Genomic DNA, 15592 nt, shown 5'->3' with positions numbered 1-15592 from the left:
GCGCCGCTCAGGCGCGGGCCCGCTTTCTTTGCGGGTCTATGAAAGGAATGTCGGTGACGGTGGCGCCCAGGCGCTTCATCCGCCCGTCCAGCTGGCCGACTTCCAGCCGGGTGCCGCTTTCAGCGTGCTCGACACCAAGCCGGGCAATGGCAATGGCGTGCTCCAGCGAGGGCGAGCGGGTGGCCGAGGTCACCACCCCCACCTGCCGTTCGCCGTCATAGACCGGGCTTCCGTGCAGCGGCACATCGTTGCAGCCCAAGAGCAGCCCCTTCAGCACCCGGCGCGGCTCGCGCGCATTGCGCTCCAGCGCGGCCTTGCCGGTGAACTCCGGTTTGGTCAGGTCGACGGCAAAGCCAAGGCCTGCCTCAAACGCATCCACGCCCGGCGCAAATTCCGCATTGGCGGCGGCCAGCCCGGCCTCGATCCGGATGACCTCCAGCGCGGCAGAGCCCATCGGGGTGATCCCGAACTCTTCACCTGCTTCCATCACCGCGTCCCAGATCGCCAGCGCATCCGCCTTGGCGCAGAAGATCTCATAGCCCAGCTCACCGGTGTAGCCGGAGCGCGACAGCATAAACGGCGCCCCCTCCCGGTCGTTCAACCGTGCCACGGTGACACCGAACCACTTCAGCTGGTCCAGCTGCGGCACATGCGGCTGGGTAAAGGCGATTTTACGCAGCAAATCCCGCGACTTGGGCCCCTGGATCGCCAGGTTCGGCATCGCCCCGCGCATGTCGTGAATACGCACCTGCAGTCCCATCTCCTGCGCCAGCGTCTCCAGCACCCGGCCGCTTTCTTCGGACCCGCAGCACCAGCGGAACAGGTCGGGCGCCAGCCGGAACAGGGTACCGTCATCAATCACCGTGCCCGCCTCATCGCACATCAGGGTGTAGGAGCCGCGCCAGACTGCCAGCTTGGCCACATTGCGGGTGGTCGCCCGCTGCAGCAGCGCCTCGGCATCGGGGCCCGCAATGTCATATTTCCGCAGGCCGCTCATATCCTGCACCGTCACCGCATTGCGGCAGGCCCAGTATTCGCCGGTGGTGCCATGCGACGGGAAGCTCACCGGCGCCCACAGATCGCGTGCGGGCGCAAAATGCTGGGTCAGCGGCTCAAGCCGGTCATGAAAGGCGGAGTTCTGGCTGATCGACATCGGGGCGTCTTCCTTTTCGCGGTAGGCAACAGCGCGGCGCAGGGGAGTTTCGGGGCGGTAGATGCGCACATGCACATCCGTCGGGTTCCAGCCGTTGATCGGGTCGATGTCGTCCGGGCAGGCGGTGGAGACGCAGACCAGATCCTCCAGCGCCCGCATTGCCACATAGTCGCCAGGGCGGGAGTGGGACTCCTCAGTCATGATGTGGTGCGAATGCGGATCGACCCAGGTGTTCCAGAAGAAATTGATCGCAGGCCAGGCCGACCGCCGCGCCACACCATAGGGCGCCAGCGCATGGGACATATTGTCGGAGCAGTTCACATGACCGGGAAAGCCGCGCTCCTCATAGCCGCGCGCGGTGCAGGCCAGGCCAAAGGTGTCATGCCGCCCGCAGGTATCCTGGATCACGTTCAGCAAGGGGCGCATGTCGCGGTCAAAGAACTTGTCCAGCAGTCCTGGCCCCGGATAGGACCGCCGCACCATCGAGCGGGTGGCGGTGCTGTCGATCATCAGCTCCTCGCCCCGCTCCAGCCCGTCAGCCCGGAAGGCAGTGAAGTCCGAGCACTGCTGCCCCTCAACGTCGATGATCTGGATGATCTCGCCCTGTTTCACTTCATAGGCAAATCCGGTGCCGCGGCTGACAGTGAATTCATCCCGCGTATCCCCCAGCAAAGGCGGCAGCAGCGGCGTGCGGCTCTCGGCAGGCTGCCAGGTAACTTTGGTGTTGGCAGGCGCCCTGCCCTGCACCAGGGCCTCGCTGCTGGCGGTATGCAACACCCAAACCGTCACTGCGCTGCCCGCCTTCAGGATCAGCGGCACACCGTTGGCTGCCAGGTTCGCCGCGGGAATATCCCCGGCCGCGCCGCCATTGGAGGCTATCCAGCCCAGCAGCTCCGCACTGTCGCAACCCGCCACCTTCAGCCGCGCCTCCGCCTGCAGCCCCAATGCTGCCAGCGCCGGACGGCCAGCGGCGTCAAAACCCGCGATCTGCACGCCTTCCGCCCCGTCCGCAATCTCCACTGACAGCAGGTCGCCCGCCTGCATCTCCTGGCGGATCCCGTCGCGCAGGGCGATCACCCGGGTGCTGCCCCGGGCCGCTTTGGCAAAGCCCGGGAAGGCCCGGCCGGGGCTGTCAAATCCGATGTTGTCTAGTCCGCGCAGGACTGTGTAGCGGGTCATCTCTTCTGCCGATTCCCAAAATGTAACTGGTTACATAAGTTGATGAAACCGGTTACATGTGTCAAGACTTTCATATCCGCCCCCTTGTGAGCGGCAGCAAAAGGCAGAGACGGCATGAGCAAAACCCAGCCCCAGAAACGCGCGAACTTACGGGATGTTGCTTCGGCCGCGGGGGTATCTGTGGCAACGGTTTCGCGGGTGATGAACGCACCAGACACGGTGGCTGAAAAGACCCGCAAACGGGTCGAGGATGCAATGAACAGCCTGCGCTGGGTGCCGAGCGCCGCAGCCCGTGCCATCAACACCGGCCGCACAAGGTTTGTCGGCGCCCTGGTGCCGACGCTGGACAACGCAATCTTTGCCCGCTTCCTGTCCAAGCTGGAGAACCAGCTCAACACGCACCGCCTGTCGCTGGTGGTCGCCACAACTGACGGCAGCCCCGACGTTGAAACAGAAAAAGCCAAAACCCTGATCGACATCGGCGCCGAGGGGCTGATTGTGTCAGGCATCACCCACGATCAGGCACTCTATGACCTGCTCGAGCGCAGCCAGCGCCCGGCGATTGCAACGTCCTACTATGATCCGGGCTTTGCCCTGCCCACAATCGGCTATGACAATGCCGCCGCCGCCGCACTGGCCTTGGAACATCTGACCAGCCTCGGCCACCGCCAGGTTGCCGTGGTCCACGGCCCCCGCACCAACAACGACCGCACACGCGCACGTCTGGACGGGCTGACCGGTACCGGGGCGGTCTTGCAGCTGTTTGAGACGGAAATCTCCCTCGCCGGCGGCTGCACTGCTGCCCGTGCCATCCTGCAGGAGCCGCAGCACCCGACCGCCATTCTCTGCCTCTCGGACGTTCTTGCGTCCGGAGTGCTGGCCGAGCTGCACCGCCAGGATCTGATCGTACCCGAAGACATCTCGGTCATCGGCCTCGACGATCTGCCGGGCTCCGCGCATATCTATCCAGAGCTTACCACCGTCCACCTGCCCGTCGCCCGCATGGGGCTTGCGGCAGCAGATGCCATCGCCGGGTGGGTCGAAACGCAAACCGTGCCGGAGCCGTTCTTGCTGGAACCTTCGCTGGTACTGCGGAGATCGACGGCGCGCCCGTCATAACAGGCGCGCCAGCGCGTCACTGCACCACCGCTTCATGCGCCAGGTCCAGGTGAAGTTTGCCGCCGGTGTAGGGGCTGGCGGCAATCGCCGCGTCATCCAGCTCCACCCCCAGCCCCGGCTCGGAGGACGGGAGTACATAGCCCTCTTCCCAAGTGATCGAGGATTTGAGACAGGACATGTAAGGCCCTTCAAAGGTGCCAATCGACTCCAAGATCAGGAAGTTCGGGCTGCAGGCGGAAATCTGGATGTTCGCGGCCGCCACCACCGGCCCGCAATAGAGATGCGGCGCAATCTGAGCCTGCCGTGTCTCGGCCATGCTGGCAATCTTCTTGGCCTCCAAAAGGCCCCCGACCCGCCCCAGATCCATCTGCAGGATTGAGGCCGCACCCGCTTCCAGCACCCGCGCAAATTCATGCTTGGTGCAGAGCCGCTCGCCGGTGGAAATCGGCACCGAGGTAAACCGGGCGACCTCGGCCATATCAGATGGGTTCTCCGGCGTGGTCGGCTCCTCGAACCACAGCGGCTCGTAGGGTTCCAGCCGCCGCGCCATCCGCTTGGCGCCGGAGACGGTGAACTGCCCATGGGTGCCAAACAGCAGGTCCGCCCGTGTTCCCACCGCCTCGCGGATGCGCTTCACGAACATCTCGCTGCGTTCCAGATCCTCCAGCCGCGGCTGGTGCCCGTCGTAGATCGTGTAAGGGCCGGCCGGGTCGAACTTCACCGCCGTGAAGCCCTCATTCACCCGCTGCAAGGCAACTTCGGCGGCAATGTCCGGATCATTATAGACATTGGGTGTATCCGGATCCGGATATACATCTCCCTCCGGCGGGTACAGATAGGTGTAGCTGCGCAGCCGTTCATGCACCTGGCCGCCCATCAGCTCATACACTGGCTTGCCCGCTGCCTTGCCGATGATATCCCAGCAAGCCATTTCCAGTCCGCTCAGCACCCCCATCACCGTCACATCGGGCCGCAGCGTATAGCCCGCGCCATAAGACTTGCGCCACAGCTTCTCGATATGATGCGGATCGCAGCCCTCGAACTGGCGGGCAAACATCTCCTCGGCCATGGCGCAGCACAGATCGGGGCCGAAGGTCGCGTTATAAATCTCCCCCACCCCGGTGATGCCGCAAGCGGTGGTGAGGCGCACAAAGATGAAATAGCGCCCGCCATGGCGCGGCGGCGGGTTGCCGAACACAAAGGTTTCAATGGTGTCGAGTTTCATTTGACGATTCCTGTCATTCAGCCGCCAACGGCCTGTTTTCATTGTCTTCCAGCACCAGATCCGCTGCCCTGTGCGCCAGCATCATGGTGGGCGCATTGGTGTTGCCCGAAGTCACATTGGGAAACGCCGAAGCGTCAATCACCCGCAAGCCCGCAACCCCATGCACCCGCAGCCGCGCATCCAGCACCGAGTCCTTCGCGTTATTGCCCATGCGGCAGGTGCAAGTTGGGTGAAACACGGTGCCTGCACGCGCGCGGAAGTTCTCCAGCAAGGCGGCATTATCCATTCCGATGATGTCGGGCGCCCGCCGCTCCCGCGTCACCGCCCTAATGGCAGGCGTCCCGGCCAGCGCTTGCAGCAGATGGCTCGCGCGCACCGCTGTGGCCCTGTCCTCCTCGGTCGACAGCGAGTTCGGCTCGATCAGCGGAGCTTGGCCCGGGTCGGCGGATTGAATGCAGATCCGGCCGCGGCTGGTCGGCCGGCTCGGCTGGACGCACAGCAGGAAGCCGTTATCCTTGTCGATCTGCGGCTTGCCATTAGCCTGCGTCGAATACGACGCCGGATTGCAATAGACCTGCACATCCGGCAGCGCCGCGCCTTTGGTGCGGACAAAACCGCTGCATTGGTTCACCGGCACGCTGAGCGGTCCCTTGCGGGTCAGCACATACTGCAGCCCCGCCTTCATTTGCCCGGCCCTGTGGCCCAGTTTATCGTTCAAGGTCGCAGTATTGGCCCAAAAGAAATGCGACACCGCCAGATGATCCTGCAGACCCTGTCCCACTTCCGGCAGGTCATGCACCACCGGAATCCCATGCCGCTGCAGCAGTGCCGCCGGACCGATCCCCGACAGTTGCAGAAGCTGTGGCGAGTTCACCGCGCCGGCGCTGAGGATCACCTCACGCGCCGCCAGCGCCAGTTCCTGCCAGCCCTTGATCTTGTAGGCCACGCCAACAGCCCGGCCTCCGGACGTCAGCACCTTCTCCACCAGCGCCCCGCGGACCACGGTCAGGTTGCCCCGCGTCATCGCCGGCCTCAAAAACGCATCTGCCGAGGACCAGCGCCGCCCGTCCTTCACCGTGCTGCGCACATAGCCCACGCCCTCGCCCGGCAGGGTATTCGCTCCGGCATCGGCAGGCGCATTCATGTCCTGCAGGAACGGCCAACCCATTTCCTTGGCGCCCGCCAGAAAGTTCCGGGCAAAGGGATGCATCCGCTCGCTGAGGTCAGTGACCCGCACCGGCCCATTCCCGCGCAGCCGGCGGCTTTGCTCATGCCACTCGTCATGGCTCTCCATCGCTTCATAGGTTTGCCGCACGGTGTCCCAGCCCCAGCCGGCGGCGCCTGCCGCTTCCCAGTCGTCAAAATCATGCGGCAGCCCGCGCACATAGGCCATTGCGTTGATCGAGCTGGAGCCGCCCAGAACCTTGCCCCGCGGCCAATAGGCCTCGCGCCCGTTCAGCCCCGGATCCGCCGCGGCCGAATAGCGCCAGTTCACCGCAGGATCCGAGAAGGTGAAGCCATAGCCCACCGGAATCTTGACCCAGAACCGCCGGTCAGTGCCGCCCGCTTCGATCAGCAGCACCTTGTAGCGGCCGCTTGCTGTCAGCTTGTCCGCCAGCACACAGCCCGCTGATCCGGCTCCGACGATAATGAAATCAAATGTTTGCGCCATGGCCGGCCCCGAGTCCCCAGATATCCCCCAGCTTGCACACTGGCGCATAATCAATTCAAACAATGCGTTTTACCCCTAAGGCCAAACTGTGCTTAAAGGTCAGCATGACCGATCTGCCCCATGTCACCTGGCTCAAGGCCTTTGAGGCCGCCGCACGGCTCAACAGTTTCTCGGCTGCGGCCGAGGAGCTGGGCCTTACTCCCGCCGCCATAAGCCAGCAAATCCGGTTGCTGGAAAAACACCTGCACACCCAGCTGTTCAAACGCCTGCCGCGCGGCGTCGCGCTGACGGATACCGGCCAGGCCTATGCCCAGCCGATCCGAAAATCCTTTGATGACATGCAGCGCGCCACCACTGGGCTGTTCAGCAAAAAGCGCAAGCGGGTGGTGAACCTGCGCGCCACCATCTCCTGCGCCGCGCTGGTGATCGCGCCGCAGCTGCCCCGCTTTCAGGCCGAAAACCCGAATATCTTCGTGCAGCTTTCCACCACCGTCTGGTCCAGCCGTTTCGACGAGGAGGCACTGGACATCGACATCCGCTACGGCTCCGGCGACTGGCAGGAAGCCCAGATCCAGCACCTCGGCCACGAAAGCGCCATACCGGTCTGCAGCACCGCCTATGCCTCAGCCCTCGGCGGCGCGCCATCGATCGAGGACCTTGCCCGCGCCGACGTTGTGCAGATCATCGGCTCTGAAACCGACTGGGGCCGCCTCGCCGACCTGCACGGGCTGACCCTGCAGATCACCACCGACTGGCTCAAGGCGGATTCTTCGCTGCTGGCGCTGCAGACGGTAGCGGCGGGCCACGGCGTGACCATGGTGCTGGAGAGCTTTGCCCGGCAGTACATCGAACAAGGGCTGGTGGTCGTTCCCACCACCTACAAATTGCCGAAACGGCGTTCGCACTACATGGTGATCAACGACCGTGCAGGTCAGCGGGACGAGGTGAAGGCAGTCAGCAACTGGATCACCTCGCTCTATCAGGCGATGACCTGAACTCTCTGAGCCGCCGGATATCCTCCAGCAAAGCCAGGCACTTGCGCGCCGCTGGGTTCTGCTCTCCAAACCGCGTCAGACGTGCATAAAGGAACGTGTCCCGGCTGAACCAGTCCCCTGGCAGCTCCTGCAGCTGGCCGCGCTCCAAATAAGGGTCGGCAAAGCCGCGCCAGCCCAAAGCCAGCCCCCGCCCCTGTGCCGCCGCCTCCAGCAGAAAGACGTAATTGTCGAAACTCTCTGCCTGCGGCCAGCCCGCATCGCCGTTTGCAGCCTGCCAGTCCTCCCAGCGCAGCCAGCCAAAGTTCTCCTGCCGCAACCCCAGCACGCCCGGAGGCGCACCGCGCCCCGCCAGTGCCGCAGACGCCTGAGCAATCACCTCAGGCGTCCCGACCGGCTTCACCTCTTCCGGGCAGACCACCACATGCTCCCGCTCCGGCGGAGTTTGCGAGTACTCAAAGACAATATCCGCTCCGGTATCTACCGCAGCCCCGGTCAGATTGTATTCGGCGGTCACAAACCTCAGCTCGGTCTCTGCCCCCAAAGCCGAGCGCAGTGCGCTGTGGCGCGGCAGCAGCAGCAGATGTGAAACCGAATAGGAGCAGGTAATCGTCACCCCCGTCTCTGGCTTGGCAAACTCCCCCGCCGCCCGCTGCAACCCGTCCAAGGCCTGCACCACAGAGGCATAAAACCCCTCACCTTTCCGTGTCAGCCGGATCTGCGCGCCGCTGCGGTCGAACAGGGGCGCCCCCAGCCGCAGCTCCAGATTGCGGATATGGCGGCTGATCGCCGGCTGCGAGGTGTTCAGCTCCTCCGCCGCCCGCGCAAACCCCTGCAGCCGCGCCACCGCCTCAAAAGCGGCCAGCGCATTCACTGAAGGCAGGTTGTATCTTCGCGTAGCCATATCAAATTGGATATGCCTGGATGCACGCGAAAGCAATAGACAGACTCACACCTCTGCCGCAGCGTGTCCCCCAAGCGCAAACTGGGAGAGGTGGAATGCCCGACTATAAAAAGCCCGCCCATTGGGCCAATCCGAAGAACAAGCTGTTCCCGCATCAGGTCGGCTTTACCAGCCCGCCGCATGACTTCGACGCGGCACCCTCGGACTTTCTGCGGATGGCGCCGCGCTCGGTCGGGGTGCATGGCCGGATGCTGCATGTGCCGGATTACGCCCACCAGCTGGGCCAGCGGCAGAAGAACTTTGGCCTCCTGGAGGAGTTCGTCGAATGCATGGCCAACAACGGCGCCGATGTCTGCGGCCAGGTCGGCTCCAACTGGGTGCATGCGTCCGGTTTGGGTGTCGAAGGCATCCGTGAACACTGCGAGATGCTGAGCGACAAGTATGAAACCCCCTTCCACATGGCCGGCTATGCCATGGTCGAAGCCCTGCGCGACCGCAACGTCGAAAAGGTTGCCCTGAACGCCTGCTACCACCCGGACAGCTGGTACAAAGGCACCGTCGGTTTCCTGAAGGAAGCCGGGTTTGACGTGGTCTGGGCCGGCAATTTCTATGACCAGGGCTGGTTCGAAACCCAGGAGGACGTCGACAATTGCATCTGGTGCTTTGACGAGGACCTGATCTGGAAGTCCTTCGACTACACCGCCGAACAGGCCCCCAAGGCCGACGCCTATCTGATCAACGGCATGAGCAACTACCGCCGCGCTTCCGATGGCATCGCGCAGCGCCCGGTGCATTACACGGCGGAGCTGGAGGAGCGCCTCGGCAAGCCGGTGATCGGCCATGACACAGCACTGTACTGGCGCATTTTCAAAACCCTGGGCCTCGCACCCGAAACCCCGCAGGGCTCCCTGCTGTCCTCTCTCTGATAAGGAATCCCTTGATGCATAAGATTGTCGCATTGTGGGCTGTGCCCCGCTCCACCTCCACCGCGTTTGAATGGATGATGCGCCAGCGCGGCGACCTCGATTGCCTTCACGAACCTTTCGGCGAGGCCTGGTACCAGGGCGAGGACCCGCTGTGGCCGCGTTATAAGGACGGCGAGAAAACCACCCCCGGCCTGACCATTGAAAGCGTCTGGGAAGACATCAAGGCCCGCGCTGAAAAAGGCCCGGTGTTCCTCAAGGATTTCCCGCATTATATCAACCATATGTGGGATCCTGAGTTCCTCAGCCACTTCACCCACGCCTTCCTGATCCGCGACCCGGCCAAAACCATCACTTCGATGTACAACAAATGGCCGGACTTCGATGAGCTGGAGGTCGGCTTCCCTGAGCAGCGCGCGCTGTTCGATCTGCTGACCGCCCTGAACGGCACCCCGCCGCCGGTGGTCGACAGCGACGACCTGCTGGAAAACCCCGAGGAAATGACAGAAGCCTTCTGCGAAGCGGTCGGCATTCCGTTCCTTAAGGAAGCGTTAACCTGGGAGCCCGGCGGCGATCCGTCTGCGCATAGCTGGTGGGACGGCGGCTCATTCCATGCCAATCTGGCGAAATCCACCGGCCTCACCCGCCAGACCCGCAAATACGTGGAGATCGAAAACACCCCGGAACGTGTCCGTCGCGTCCACCGCCGGATGCTGCCGCATTACGAAAAGATGCACCAGCACCGCATCCGCGTGCCGCAGATGGCCTGATCACCGCCCGGCATGGAAAGGCAAGCCATGACACAAGCCAGCCGTTTCAACAGGATCCTGCAGGACGGGCTCTGCATAGGCTGCGGCCTCTGCCAGTCCCTGCTGGGCACAGACAAGCTGCGGATGGCCCGGGGCGCCTCGGGCGATCTGCAACCGCAAATCCGCGGGGAACTGTCAGAGCAGGACGTGGACCTGGTCTATGCCACCTGCCCTGGCACCCGCTGCGAAGGTATCCCTCCGGCCGAAATCGAAGCTGCCCCGCATCAGGATCTGGTCTGGGGCCCCTACCACAGCCTGGTGCTGGGCTGGGCCGCTGACCCCGAGGTGCGGTTCGAAGGCTCCACCGGCGGGGTGCTGACAGCGCTTGGCCAGTTTCTGCTGCACTCAAAGCGGGTGAACTTCATCCTGCATGTGAACACGCCCAAGGATGAGCCGACCTTTGGCCAGCCCACCATCTCCACGACGCCGGCCGAGGTGCTGGCCGGAGCCGGCTCCCGCTATGGCCCGGCGGCGCCGCTGACCGGGCTGGCCGAGGCGCTAGATCGCGGGGAGCCCTTCGCAGTGATTGCCAAACCCTGCGACCTGAACGCGATCCGCAATCTGGCGCACAAGGACAGCCGGGTGAACGAGCTGATCCGCTACATGCTCACCCCGGTCTGCGGCGGCTTCATGCCGGATGCGGCGATGGGGCGGTTCCTGAAGGAAGAAGGCTTCGACCCGCAAGAGGTCACTGCCTTGCGCTATCGCGGCCGCGGCTGCCCTGGCCCCACCACCATCGAAACCCGCGGCGGGCAACGGCGCGACTACCACTACCTGGATTTCTGGGGAGAGGACGAAAGCAGCTGGTCGCTGCCTTTCCGCTGCAAGATCTGCCCCGACGGCATCGGCGAGGGCGCTGACATCGCCGCTGCCGACACCTGGCCCAAAGCCTCGCCGGACCGGGTGGCATCAGAAACCGATCCCGGCACCAACTCGATGATCATCCGCACCGCACGCGGAATGGAATTGATCAGCGCAGCAGTGCGCGACGGTTTCCTAGAGCTGGGGGAGGAAGTCGAAATCCCCTATATGGATGCAACCCAGCCGCATCAGGTTACCAAAAAACGCGCGGTTCAGGCGCGGTACGACGGTATGCGCGAGGCCGGCTCGCTGGCGCCCGAAACCATTGGCCTGCGGCTGGAGAAACTGAATGCGATGAACGCGCCCGAGGAGAACGCGCGCCAGAAACGCGGCGCCTATGAGCGGGCGATGGCGGCAAAATCTTAGGCTGTCCCCGCGGGGACAGCCGCAGATTTCAGCTTCCAGGTTCAGCCGGCCAGTGCGTCCAGCGATGCTGCCATGGCGCTCCATAGCTCTTCTGCCGGCTCGGTGCCAACCGAGATGCGGATGAACCCAGGCGCAACCGCGTCGCCCCAGCGGGCGCGGCGTTCGGCCGAGGTATGCACTCCGCCAAAGGAGGTCGCCGATCGGATCAGCGGGCAGGTGTTGATGAAGGCATCCGCCTGCTCTGCGCTGTCCAGCGTGATCGAGATCAGGAAACCGAACCGTGCCATCTGCTGTTTGGCCAATTCATGCGAGGGGTCGGATTTCAGTCCCGGAAAGCGGACCTGCTGCACCAGCGGATGGACGGCCAGCCGTTCGGCCAGCACCTCAGCCGTGCAGCACATCCGGTCAAAGCGCACGTCCAGAGTCTCCAATCCCCGGTGCGCCAGCCAGGCCTCTTGCGGGCCGGGGATGCCGCCGCCGAACTGCCGCCATTCGCGCGCGGCCTGCAGGATGTCGTCGTTGCGGGTGGCCAGGTGCCCCATCAGCACATCCGAATGCCCGCCCGGCGCCTTGGTGTCGGACGCCACGACAACATCTGCGCCCAGCTCCAGCGGCCGCTGTCCCAGCGGCGTCATGGTAGTGTTGTCAACGATCAGGATACCGCCGGCCGCATGGACGTCCCGTGCAATTGCCCGCAGATCACAGAGGTCCAGCCCGGGGTTGGAGGGGGTCTCCGCAAAAACAACGTCAAAACCTTCAAAGCCGCCGTTGGCAAAGCTGGTGGTCGGGCGCTGCTCGACCACAACGCCGAGGTTCTGAAGGAACCGCTCGCTGAGGCGACGTGTGACGTAATAACCGTCCGAGGGGATCAGGATACGGGAGCCTGCCTTGACCGTGGCAAACAGCGACGCCGAGATCGCCGCCATGCCGGAGGGGAAAGCCAGCGTCGGCGCCTCCTCCAGGTAGGCCAGCACATGTTCCAGCTGTTCCCAGGTGGCATTGTCCACCCGGCCATAGCTGGGGCCGCCGGTCCAGTCGCCCGGCAGGTGGTACATTGAGCTTTGCGTCAGCGGCAGCGCCACCGGCTCGCCTTCGGTCAGCGTATTGCCGCGCAGATGCAGCATGGCTCCGGCTTTGGGAGCGGTGGGTCTGTCCATGGGCGGGCGCCTTTCCTGAAATCGGGGTTTCAGGATTGATAGCGGGCCAAAGACAGAAAGAAAATCGGTTGCTGCAAGCCAGCAGGGTTTTGGAACAAAGTGCTAAGGGCAGTGCCCGGCCGCGAGCGGAAGCGTAGCGCCCGCCCCTGGGGGCGGACGGGCGCTGCCCGGCCTGCAGCCGGGCGGTGCAATTCCGAAACAGTTCACCCCATCCAGCGGCGGACCGGAGCGGCGGCTTCTTCCAGCGCCTGGCAGACCACATCAATCAGAGTCGGGCCGTCATGGGCAAAGGCTTCCTTGATCGCTTGATCCAGATCTTCCGGCTTCTCCACCCGCCAGGTCTTGACACCGAATGCCTCGGCCACCGCCGCGTGATTGGTGCGGTTGAAGTCGACATTGTAGTAACGCTTCTCGCAATCGTCGCGCTGGCTTGCCTTGATCCAGCCGAAGTTGGCGTTGGAGAATACCACATAGGTGATCGGCGCGTTGCAGCGCACCACGGTCTCCAGCTCGCCGCAGGTGAAGTTGAAGGACCCATCGCCCATCATCCCCACAACCTTGCTGGAGGGCCGCCCGAACCAAGCGCCGAGCGACGCCGACAGAGAATACCCCAGCGCGCCGTGCGCACGGTTGGTGATGTACTGGCGGCCCGGGTGTTTCTGCTGCGAATAGGCGTTGTAATAGGGACAGCTGGTGCCGGGGTCGGAAACCACAATGGCATCATCGGGCAGGTTCTGGTTCAGCGCGTGGATGATTTGCTCCGGAAGCACCTGCCCGGTATTGCTGTTTGCCAGTTCCTCGAACTTGGCAAACTTGCGCTGCTTGATGTCGGCCACCTTGGCAGCCCCGCCAAAGGAGGGCACGTCGCCTGCGCGGCCGTCCAGATAGGCGTTCACCGCCTGCAGGGCCAGTTTCAGGTCGGCGACCACGCCGACTTCGGTCGGGTAGTTGGCGCCGATGGTCATCGGGTCGTTGTCAAAATGCACGATACGCTGGCCGGGCTTGGGCGCCTCCCAGCGCGAGGTGGTGGTGGAGCCCGCGCGGCAGCCCATGAAGACCACCAGATCCGCCGCCTCCATCATCTCCCAGGTCTCATTGGTGCCGCCGTTGGAGCCGACCACGCCCAGCGACTGCGGGTGGGTGTCGGCCAGCGAGCCCTTGCCGGAGATCGAGGTGCCGACGGCAATGTCGAGGCGGGAGGCAAGCGTGCCCAGCTCCTCCATCGCGCCGGAGATCACGACGCCGCCGCCGCAGACGATCAGCGGCGATTTGGCGGTGAGGATGGCTTCCACTGCGGCCTCGGCTGCGCCCGGCTCGGGGGCCGCGCGGTAGGAGGGGTAGCTCTGATGCTTGGGATCGCCCCAGATGTCATCGCTCTGCACGGCGTCATACTGGATATCATACGGCAGCCCCAAGTGCGCCGAGCCGGAGCGGCCGGTGGTCATCGCCCGAAACGCCTGGCGCACCATGCGCGGGATGTGATCGGCGCGCTTGATCACCGTGTTGAACTTGGTCAGCGGCCCCATCAGGGTTTCCTGGTCGACCTCGGTCAGCGGGTACTTGCCGTAGGAGCCGACCGAGATGTCAGTGGTGATCGACAGCACCGCATAAGAGCTTTCGTTGGCCTCGATCAGCCCCGGAAGGATGTAGGTGGCGCCGCCGCCCGAGGGGCCCTCGCACACGCCAACCCGGCCGGTCACGCGGGAGAAGCCGTCGGCCATATAGGCGGCACTGCGCTCGTCGCGGGTCAGCACATGGGTAATGCCGTGCTCGAGCCGGTTCATCGCATCATAAAACGGCAGCGTGGTGTCGCCGCAGAGGCCAAAGATATGTGTGACGCCATGCGCCTCCAGAGAGCGCACCATCGCCTCTGCGCCGTTCAGCGAATTGGTCATCGTGTTCTTCATGGGTGCCCCCTCAAACCTGTATGAAACCTGCCCCGGGGAGATGCCCGGGATTCGTGCTCCAAACTGTATACAATTCTGTAGATAGATGTGAAGACCAAATTTAAGGATACAGGAAAACGGCTGGATCAAAGCGCCAGGCGCCCGCCCCGTCAGAGGAAAGGCCTGACCGGCGTTTCCCCGGGACAAGTCATTAAAGGATGGAGCGGGCGGGCGCGGGCCGGCCCCAAGTACCGCGGGCACAAGTGACGCGGGCCTCCGGATTTTCCCAAAATTCCGGCTACCCGGCAGCATCCATCAGGATGTCCTGCACGTACTCCCGCCAGGCCCCGGCAAAACTGGCCGCCAGCTGCGACAGCGGCCGCTCGCTGGGGGTCAGGATGGAATAGCCAAAGGGGATCTGCGGATCGAACGGCAGAAAACGGATTCGCTCGTCGCCCGCATTGCTGCGCCGGTAGCTTTCGGCGCTGAGCACATCGACCACGGCGCAGGCCTGCCCCGCTGCAATGAAGTGGAACAGCGGCAGGAAATACTGCGCGTCATAGCGCAGGTTGAACTCGGCGCCCGCGGCTAGGAAGGCCTGCGAGGTGGCTTGATAGGTGTTGTGATCCGGCTGCAGCGCACCCATCGGCTGGCCGTTCAGGTCGGCGGCGGTGATGACGTCCCGGCCAGCCAGCGGATGGCTGGCGGGTACCGCGCACAGGCAATTGCTGGGCAGCTCCTCGGCCGCATAGAGCTTCCGGTCACCGCGGAAGCGAGTCATGTCGCAGAAGCCGATGTCGAAACTGCTGGCCGCCACCAGGCTGCGTACTTGCGGCGAGGAGCGGGTGGCGAGCGTCACCCTCACCTCGGACTTGCCTGCCACAAATCGGCTAATGAATTCCGGCAGCAGATAGGTCGAGGGCCCCGGCATCGCCACGATGCGGATCGAGCCCTGCAGCCGGTCGCGCATATTGGCCAGATTTTGCTGCGCGGTCTCCATCCGCGACAGGATCTCGGTGGCTTCCTCCATCAGATACTGCGCCTCGGGCACCGGCACCAGGCGGCGGCCCTCGCGCAGGAACAGGGTCAGGCCCAGTTCCTCCTCCAGCGTCTTGATGGCAGCGCTGATCGCGGGCTGGGTGCGGTGAAGGTTGCGGGCGGCCTGGCTGACCGAGCCGGTTTTCATCACTTCATGAAACACCGCAAGCTGATGTGAGTTCATGAATCCGCTCCCTCCAGCGTAAATCCAACATAAATTCAATCTATACATACAGTATAATTTTAAATTTGTACTTATGCTTTTCCTTTCCCATGATGCAAGGATCGGAGGAGTGAGCTGCGGCAGG

Annotated in this window: 12 protein-coding genes; 5 read left to right on the top strand and 7 right to left on the bottom strand. The window is 63.9% G+C overall.

The genetic code is table 11. The features are described 5' to 3' along the window. Positions 1 to 7: 7 nt before the first annotated feature. Positions 8 to 2332, bottom strand: a complete 2325-nt coding sequence (locus RA19_RS19235) for a DUF1989 domain-containing protein (RefSeq protein ID WP_039165705.1) — start codon at positions 2330 to 2332, stop codon at positions 8 to 10. 114 nt (positions 2333 to 2446) lie between these two features. Here RA19_RS19235 and RA19_RS19230 point away from each other — a divergent pair, with 114 nt between their 5' ends. Continuing rightward, entirely contained in the window at positions 2447 to 3451 is a 1005-nt protein-coding gene (locus RA19_RS19230; RefSeq protein WP_082020626.1) for a LacI family DNA-binding transcriptional regulator, read from the top strand. 16 nt (positions 3452 to 3467) lie between these two features. Here the strand turns inward: RA19_RS19230 and RA19_RS19225 are convergent, their stop codons facing one another. Both RA19_RS19225 and RA19_RS19220 read right to left on the bottom strand, forming a co-directional pair. Then, entirely contained in the window at positions 3468 to 4676 is a 1209-nt protein-coding gene (locus RA19_RS19225; RefSeq protein WP_039165702.1) for a mandelate racemase/muconate lactonizing enzyme family protein, read from the bottom strand. A gap of 13 nt (positions 4677 to 4689) precedes the next feature. Beyond that, positions 4690 to 6348 carry a GMC family oxidoreductase gene (locus RA19_RS19220; RefSeq protein ID WP_039165698.1) on the bottom strand — a complete coding sequence of 553 codons (1659 nt, stop codon included), beginning with the start codon at positions 6346 to 6348 and terminating at the stop codon, positions 4690 to 4692. Positions 6349 to 6452: 104 nt separating this feature from the next. Here RA19_RS19220 and RA19_RS19215 point away from each other — a divergent pair, with 104 nt between their 5' ends. Further along, positions 6453 to 7343: a LysR substrate-binding domain-containing protein gene (locus RA19_RS19215; protein ID WP_039165695.1), complete on the top strand. Its 891-nt coding sequence runs from the start codon at positions 6453 to 6455 to the stop codon at positions 7341 to 7343. Here the strand turns inward: RA19_RS19215 and RA19_RS19210 are convergent. Next, entirely contained in the window at positions 7315 to 8244 is a 930-nt protein-coding gene (locus RA19_RS19210; protein ID WP_039165692.1) for a LysR family transcriptional regulator, read from the bottom strand. The genes RA19_RS19215 and RA19_RS19210 overlap by 29 nt on opposite strands. Positions 8245 to 8339: 95 nt before the next feature. Here RA19_RS19210 and RA19_RS19205 point away from each other — a divergent pair, with 95 nt between their 5' ends. The 3 genes from RA19_RS19205 to RA19_RS19195 are packed head-to-tail and all read left to right on the top strand — an operon-like array spanning position 8340 to position 11203. Next, positions 8340 to 9170 (top strand): aspartate racemase/maleate isomerase family protein, encoded by an 831-nt coding sequence (locus RA19_RS19205; protein ID WP_039165691.1) that lies wholly within the window; start codon positions 8340 to 8342, stop codon positions 9168 to 9170. Between the two features lie 14 nt (positions 9171 to 9184). Next, positions 9185 to 9937 carry a sulfotransferase-like domain-containing protein gene (locus tag RA19_RS19200; protein WP_039165689.1) on the top strand — a complete coding sequence of 251 codons (753 nt, stop codon included), beginning with the start codon at positions 9185 to 9187 and terminating at the stop codon, positions 9935 to 9937. A 27-nt stretch (positions 9938 to 9964) separates the two neighbouring features. Next, positions 9965 to 11203, top strand: coding sequence for a Coenzyme F420 hydrogenase/dehydrogenase, beta subunit C-terminal domain (locus tag RA19_RS19195; RefSeq protein ID WP_039165687.1), 1239 nt, complete (start codon positions 9965 to 9967; stop codon positions 11201 to 11203). A gap of 41 nt (positions 11204 to 11244) precedes the next feature. On the opposite strand, the gene RA19_RS19190 is transcribed toward RA19_RS19195, so the two are convergent. The 3 genes from RA19_RS19190 to RA19_RS19180 form a co-directional block, all read right to left on the bottom strand. Beyond that, positions 11245 to 12360, bottom strand: coding sequence for a cystathionine gamma-lyase (locus RA19_RS19190; protein WP_039165685.1), 1116 nt, complete (start codon positions 12358 to 12360; stop codon positions 11245 to 11247). Positions 12361 to 12563: 203 nt separating this feature from the next. After that, positions 12564 to 14255, bottom strand: a complete 1692-nt coding sequence (locus tag RA19_RS19185; protein ID WP_039165792.1) for a thiamine pyrophosphate-binding protein — start codon at positions 14253 to 14255, stop codon at positions 12564 to 12566. Positions 14256 to 14544: 289 nt separating this feature from the next. Beyond that, positions 14545 to 15468 (bottom strand): LysR family transcriptional regulator, encoded by a 924-nt coding sequence (locus tag RA19_RS19180; protein WP_039165683.1) that lies wholly within the window; start codon positions 15466 to 15468, stop codon positions 14545 to 14547. Between the last annotated feature and the right edge of the window lie 124 nt (positions 15469 to 15592).

It is taken from the genome of Leisingera sp. ANG-M1, assembly GCF_000813745.1.
Taxonomy (GTDB): Bacteria; Pseudomonadota; Alphaproteobacteria; order Rhodobacterales; family Rhodobacteraceae; genus Leisingera.
The sequence above is the reverse complement of the archived record's forward strand: the minus strand, read 5'-3'. Positions and strand labels throughout refer to the sequence as shown.